The 6,552-nt window shown below is 72.5% G+C and carries 6 protein-coding genes; 2 read left to right on the top strand and 4 right to left on the bottom strand.

Going from position 1 to position 6,552, the window contains the following annotated elements; translation table 11 throughout:
- Positions 1–13: 13 nt before the first annotated feature.
- Positions 14–1,216, top strand: a complete 1,203-nt coding sequence (locus ACFXI4_RS19455; RefSeq protein ID WP_384992291.1) for an amino acid deaminase/aldolase — start codon at positions 14–16, stop codon at positions 1,214–1,216.
- Here ACFXI4_RS19455 and ACFXI4_RS19460 read toward each other — a convergent pair.
- The 4 genes from ACFXI4_RS19460 to ACFXI4_RS19475 are packed head-to-tail and all read right to left on the bottom strand — an operon-like array spanning position 1,213 to position 5,602.
- Positions 1,213–2,028, bottom strand: a complete 816-nt coding sequence (locus ACFXI4_RS19460) for a DUF2510 domain-containing protein (RefSeq protein ID WP_384992410.1) — start codon at positions 2,026–2,028, stop codon at positions 1,213–1,215. The genes ACFXI4_RS19455 and ACFXI4_RS19460 overlap by 4 nt on opposite strands.
- Positions 2,029–2,067: 39 nt before the next feature.
- Positions 2,068–2,859, bottom strand: a complete 792-nt coding sequence (locus tag ACFXI4_RS19465; RefSeq protein WP_384992293.1) for a 3-oxoacyl-ACP reductase — start codon at positions 2,857–2,859, stop codon at positions 2,068–2,070.
- Positions 2,856–4,235, bottom strand: a complete 1,380-nt coding sequence (locus tag ACFXI4_RS19470; RefSeq protein WP_362724506.1) for an aldehyde dehydrogenase family protein — start codon at positions 4,233–4,235, stop codon at positions 2,856–2,858. The genes ACFXI4_RS19465 and ACFXI4_RS19470 overlap by 4 nt, the downstream gene beginning before the upstream one ends.
- Positions 4,236–4,243: 8 nt before the next feature.
- A complete protein-coding gene (locus ACFXI4_RS19475) occupies positions 4,244–5,602 on the bottom strand; it encodes a glutamine synthetase family protein (RefSeq protein WP_384992297.1) in 1,359 nt (452 codons plus the stop codon).
- Between the two features lie 95 nt (positions 5,603–5,697).
- On the opposite strand from ACFXI4_RS19475, the gene ACFXI4_RS19480 reads away from it, so the two are divergent.
- Positions 5,698–6,432 (top strand): FadR/GntR family transcriptional regulator, encoded by a 735-nt coding sequence (locus ACFXI4_RS19480; RefSeq protein WP_384992299.1) that lies wholly within the window; start codon positions 5,698–5,700, stop codon positions 6,430–6,432.
- Positions 6,433–6,552: the final 120 nt, after the last annotated feature.

The following is a 6,552-nucleotide window of genomic DNA, read 5'->3' on the forward strand; positions in this document are numbered from 1 at the left end:
GCAGGCTTCGTTCATGACTGCGCGCGCCGCCGACCGGGCCCGTTACGACCGGGCCACCGCCCATCTCGACGCCCCTCTCGCGATCGTCGATCTGGAGGCCTTCGACGCCAACGCGGACGATCTCGTGCGCCGGGCCGGCGGCAAGCCGGTACGGGTCGCGAGCAAGTCCGTACGCTGCCGGCATCTGCTGGAACGGGTCCTCGCGAAGGACGGCTTCGCCGGGATCATGTCCTTCACGCTCGCGGAGTCGCTGTGGCTCGCACGCTCGGGGTTCGAGGACGTCCTGCTGGCGTATCCGTCCGCCGACCGTGCCCGGTTCGCCGAGCTGGCCGCCGATCCGAAGCTGGCCGCCGCCGTGACGGTGATGATCGACGACCCGGCGCACCTCGACCTGATCGACGCCGCCCGGGACGGCGGGAGCGAAGTGGTCCGGGTCTGCCTGGAGTTGGACACCTCCCTGAAGCTGTTCGGCGGTCGGGTGCGGGTCGGGGCCCGGCGTTCGCCGCTGTACTCCCCCGCCCAACTCGCCGACCTGGCGCGGACCGTGGCCCGGCGGCCGGGTTTCCGGCTGGTCGGGATCATGGCGTACGAGGGGCACATCGCCGGGGTCGGGGACAGTGTCGCCGGCCGGCCGCTGCGCTCCCGCGCGGTCCGGCTGATGCAGGCCGCCGCCCGCCGCGAACTGGCCGAGCGGCGCGCCGCGGTGGTGCGGGCGGTCCGGGCGGTGGCACCGGACCTGGAGTTCGTCAACGGCGGCGGTACCGGCAGTGTGCAGACCACGGCGGCGGAGGACGCGGTCACCGAGATAGCGGCCGGGTCTGGTCTGTACGTGCCCCGGCTCTTCGACAACTACACGTCGTTCACCGGCCGTCCGGCCGCCCTGTTCGCCATGCCGGTGGTCCGGCGGCCCGGTGTCGGGGTCGTCACCGTGCTCGGCGGCGGCTACCCCGCCTCCGGTGCCGCGGGCCCGGACCGGCTGCCGGTGCCGTACCTCCCGCAGGGGCTGTCGTACGACCCGCAGGAGGGGCCCGGCGAGGTGCAGACCCCGCTGCTCGGCTCCGCGGCGGACGATCTGCTGATCGGCGACAAGGTGTGGTTCCGGCACGCCAAGGCGGGCGAACTGTGCGAGCGGTTCGCCGAGTTGCACCTCGTCGAGGGCGACCGGGTGACGGCGGCCGTGCCGACGTACCGGGGTGAGGGTCACACCTTCCTCTAACCCTCCGGGTTCCCGTCCACCGGGCGGATTCCGCTGGTGATCGCGTCCATGTCGGACAGCGGCGGTCCGTCCGGGCCGGCGTCGAAGACGAACCGGACGACGACCGGGGCGGGGATGCCGGAGTGGGAGGGGAAGGCGAGGGCCTGGACGTAGCCGCCGGGTCCCTCGGCGGTCCGCACCCGCCAGCGCACCAGGTATCCGTCGCTTCCGGCGACCGCGACCCGCCCGGCCCTGACGACCTGGTGGGACCGGATGCCCCCGAAGGGCCGCCGGCCGCCCGGGCCGTGGCCGTAGGCCGTCTCGGCCGCATCCGGTACGTCCCGTTCGGCGGCGGTGCGCGCGGAGCCGCCGTCGGCGCTGCCCGCCGTACGGCTCGACACCTCACCGTGGCGGCACCGGCCGGTGCCGGCGGGGCATTCGTAGGTGCCGTGGGTGGTCATCACGATGTCGTCCTGGGCGAGGCGGGAGGCGCTGGTCCAGCCGCTCGGGACCGGCAGGGAGATGCCGTTGAGCCGGTCGACGACCAGGGACGGGGACGGCGGGCCGGTGGGGGCGGTGTTGATCGTGGCGTCGGTGCCGGCGCGCAGCTCGTCGGTCCTGAGCACGGTGGTGCCGCCGGCGATCGCCGTCACCAGCACGGCCCCGGCCGATATCAGCGCGACCGCCCCGGCGCGTCCGGACGCCCCGGCCGCCGGGGTTGGCGGCGCGGGGAGGCCGGACGGGGTGCGCCGGTGCTCGGTCCAGGCCCGGCCGTCCCACCAGCGCTCCAGGTGCGGAGCCTGTGGGTCGCGGTGCCAGCCGGGCGGCGTCATGCTCACTCCCGCACTGTAGGGCGGGAGTCGGGGCGGCTCCTACAGGGGTGTGACGTACGCCCCGGAGATCCCGCCGTCCACCAGGAAGTCGCTGGCGTTGACGAACGAGGAGTCGTCGCTGGCCAGGAAGGCGACGGCGGCGGCGATCTCCTCGGCCTCGGCGAACCTGCCGAGCGGGATGTGCACCAGGCGGCGGGCGGCCCGCTCGGGGTCCTTGGCGAACAGCTCCTGCAGGAGCGGGGTGTTGACCGGTCCCGGGCACAGCGCGTTGACCCGGATGCCCTCCCGGGCGAACTGGACGCCCAGTTCGCGGGACATGGCCAGAACTCCGCCCTTGGACGCGGTGTACGAGATCTGTGAGGTCGCCGCGCCCATCCGGGCCACGAAGGACGCGGTGTTGATGATGGAGCCCCTGCCCTGGCGCCGCATGTACGGGATGGCCGCCTTGCAGCACAGGTACACGGAGGTGAGGTTGACCTCCTGGACGCGCTTCCAGGCCTCCAGGCCGGTCTCCAGGATGGAGTCGTCGTCGGGCGGCGAGATGCCGGCGTTGTTGAAGGCGATGTCGACGCTGCCGTAGGTGTCGAAGGCCGTCCTGAAGAGCGCTTCGACCTGTTCGGCGTCGGTGACGTCGACCTTCACGAAGATCCCGCCGACCTCCTCGGCGGCGGCCTTGCCGCGGGTGTCGTCGACGTCGCCGCAGACGACGTGCGCGCCCTCGGAGGCGAGCCGCCGGGCGGTGGCGAGACCGATGCCGCTGCCGGCTCCGGTGATGACGGCGGTACGGCCGACGAGTCGGCGGCAGACGCTCTCAGGGGTCTCAGCGGTCACTGTGCGGGGCCCTCCGTGCTGATGAAGACGTTCTTGGTCTCGGTGAAGGCGGTGAGCGCGTCCGGGCCGAGTTCACGGCCGATCCCCGACTGCTTGTAGCCGCCGAAGGGGGTCCAGTAGCGGACGCTGGAGTGGGAGTTGACGGACAGGTTGCCGGCCTTGACGGCCTGCGAGACACGCAGTGCGCGGCCGACGTCCCGGGTCCACAGGGAGCCGGAGAGGCCGTAGTCGGTGTCGTTGGCGAGGCGGATCGCGTCGGCCTCGTCGTCGAAGGGGATGACGGCGGCGACCGGGCCGAAGACCTCCTCGACGGCCACGCGCGCGCGGGGGTCGACGTCGGTGAGGACGGTCGGCGGGAACCAGAAGCCGGGGCCCTCGGGAGCCTCGCCCCGGATGCCGGGCGCCCCGGAGTCGACGTAGGAACGCACGCGGTCCAGCTGGGACCTGGAGATCAGCGGGCCCATGTCGGTCTTCTCGTCGGCCGGGTCGCCGACGGTGACGGACCGGATCGCGGGGGCGAGGAGTTCCAGGAACCGGTCGTGGACGGACCGTTGGACGAGGATGCGGGTGCGGGCGCAGCAGTCCTGCCCGCAGTTGTCGAGGAAGGACATGGGGGCGGCGGCCGCGGCGGCCTCGATGTCGGCGTCGGCGAACACGATGTTGGGGCTCTTGCCGCCGAGTTCGAGGGTCACGCGCTTCACCTGGTCGGCGCAGAGCGCCATGATGCGCTTGCCGACCCGGGTGGAACCGGTGAACACGATCTTGGCGACGCCGGGGTGGCGGACCAGGGCCTCACCGGCGATGTCCCCGCGGCCGGGCAGGACCTGGAAGAGGTGCTCGGGCAGGCCTGCGGCCAGGGCGAGTTCGGCGAGGCGGAGCGCGGTGAGGGGGGTGGTCTCGGCGGGCTTGAGGAGCACCGCGTTGCCGGCCGCGAGGGCGGGGGCGGTGCCCCAGGCCGCGATCGGCATGGGGAAGTTCCAGGGGGCGATCACGCCGACCACCCCGAGGGGCTCGAGGAGGGTGAGGTCGAGGCCGCCGGGGACCGGGATCTGGCGCCCGGTCAGCCGCTCCACGCCGCCGGCCGCGTAGTCGAGCAGGTCCCGGACGTTGCCGGCCTCCCAGCGGGCGTTGCCGACGGTGTGGCCGGCCTGCCTCACCTCCAGCTGGGCGAGCTCTTCGCGGTGTTCGTCGACGACGACGGCGAACCGGCGCAACAGGCGGGCCCGTTCGCCTGGCGCGAGCGCGGCCCACCGCCGCTGGGCCTCGGCGGCCCGCCGTACGGCGGTGTCCACGTCCTGTTCCCCAGCTCCCGGGACGGTCGCGATCACCTCCTCCGTGGCCGGGTCGAGGACGTCGAGTTCGTACTGTTGCGACAAGTGGTGCCTCACATGCGTTCGAAGGAGCGGCGCAGCTCCCAGTCGGTCACCGCGGCGTCGTAGGCGGCCAGCTCGACGCGGGCCATGTTGAGGTAGTGCGCGACGACCTCGTCGCCGAAGGCGGCCTGGGCGACGGGGCTGTTCTCCCAGAGCTCGGCGGCCTCCCGGAGCGTCGTCGGGACGTGTGCGAAGTCGGCGGTGTAGGCGTTGCCGGGGCAGGGCTCGGGAAGTTCGAGCTTCTGCTCGACGCCGTACAGGCCGGCCGCGACCAGGCCGGCGACGGCCAGGTGCGGGTTGACGTCGCCGCCGGGCAGCCGGTTCTCGAAGCGCAGCGAGCGGCCGTGGCCGACGACCCTGAGCGCGCAGGTGCGGTTGTCGTGGCCCCAGGCGACCGCGGTCGGGGCGAAGGAGCCCGGCTGGAACCGCTTGTAGCTGTTGATGTTGGGCGCGTACAGGAGCGAGAAGTCACGCAGGGCGGCCAGCTGTCCGGCGAGGAAGTGCCGCATGACCTCGGACATGCCGTCCTCGGCGGCGAAGACGGCCGCCCCGTCCGCGTCCGTCAACGACAGGTGGATGTGGCAGGAGTTGCCCTCCCGCTCGTTGTACTTGGCCATGAAGGTGAGGGAGACGCCCTCCTGGGCGGCGATCTCCTTGGCGCCGGTCTTGTAGATGGCGTGCTGGTCGCAGGTGACCAGGGCCTCGTCGTAGCGGAAGGCGATCTCGTGCTGGCCCGGGTTGCACTCGCCCTTGGCGGACTCGACGGTCAGCCCGGCACCCGCCATGTCGTTCCGGATCCGGCGCAGCAGTGGCTCGATCCGTCCGGTGCCCAGCACCGAGTAGTCGATGTTGTACTGGTTGGCCGGGGTCAGCCCGCGGTAGTTGGCGTCCCAGGCGGCCTCGTAGGTGTCCTTGAACACGATGAACTCCAGCTCCGTACCGACCTGCGCGGTGTAGCCGAGTTCGGCGAGGCGCTCCAGCTGGCGGCGGAGGATCTGCCGGGGCGCGGCGACGACCGGGGATCCGTCGTTCCAGGCGAGGTCGGCGATGAGCAGGGCGGTGCCCGCGTTCCAGGGCACCCGGCGGAGGGTGGCGAGGTCGGGGTGCATGGCGAAGTCGCCGTAGCCGCGGTCCCAGGAGGACATGGCGTAGCCCTCGACCGTGTTCATCTCGGTGTCGACGGCGAGCAGGTAGTTGCAGCCCTCGGTGCCGTGGCGCAGCACCTCGTCGAGGAAGAAGCGGGCGGCGAACCGCTTTCCCTGCAACCGCCCTTGCATGTCGGGGAAGGCCAGGACGACAGTGTCGATCTCACCGCTCGCGACGAGGGTGTGCAGTTCCTCGACGCTGAGCGGGGGTGTGCGGTCTGCCACGGGAGGACTCCTTGGGCTTCATCGCGCTGCTGCGGCCGGGCCGGGAGTTCTAAGGTATTGGTGAGAACCATTGCTTGGGAAGGGGGTACGGCCATATGTCGCTGGATGCGGACGGCGCCCTCGACGACCCGTTGACGCCGGTACTGCGGCCGGTGCGGGCGGGAAACGGCTTCGAGGAGGCACTGGAGCAGATCCTCCAGGTCGTCCGGCTGGGCCTGGTTCCGGGCGGCGAGCGGCTGCCGGCCGAGCGGGAGCTGGCGGAGCGGCTGGGGATCAGCCGGGTGACGCTGCGCGAGGTGCTGAAGGTGCTCCAGGACCAGGGTCTGGTGGAGTCCCGGCGGGGGCGGTACGGCGGCACGTTCGTGCTGCCGCGCGCCGACGCGGGCGGCGAGGACGAGCTGCGGCGCCGGATCGCCGAGGTCGACATCGAGGACGTGCTGCGCTTCCGCGAGGTCCTGGAAGTGGGCGCGGCCGGGCTCTGCGCGGCGCACGGGCTGTCGGACGAGCAGGCGGACCGCCTCCGCGAGGCCCTGGCCCGCACCCACGAGGCGCCGCTGCCGGACTACCGGCGCCTGGACACCCTGCTCCACCTCACGATCGCCGAACTGTGCGGCTCCCCCTCCCTGACCGCCCAGTACGCGGCGGTCAGGGCGACCGTCAACGACCTCCTCGACTGCATCCCGCTCCTGGTCCGCAATCTGGAGCACTCACAGCGCCAGCACGTCGCCCTGGTGGAGGCGGTCCTGGACGGGGACGCGGACGGCGCCCGGGAGATGATGCGCGAGCACTGCGCGGGGACGGCGGCGCTGCTGCGGGGCTTTCTGGCGTGAGGGCCGACCGGCGTGGCATAAAGGTGTGCGCGTACAAAGGTACGCGTGCGTGAGATTTTTCTCCCACACCCTGACGCACGCGGGGGGGTACCAGTGCGCACCGCCGGAGTGCGGGGGGTG

The organism is Streptomyces sp. NPDC059224, assembly GCF_042754285.1.
Lineage (GTDB): Bacteria > Actinomycetota > Actinomycetes > Streptomycetales > Streptomycetaceae > Streptomyces.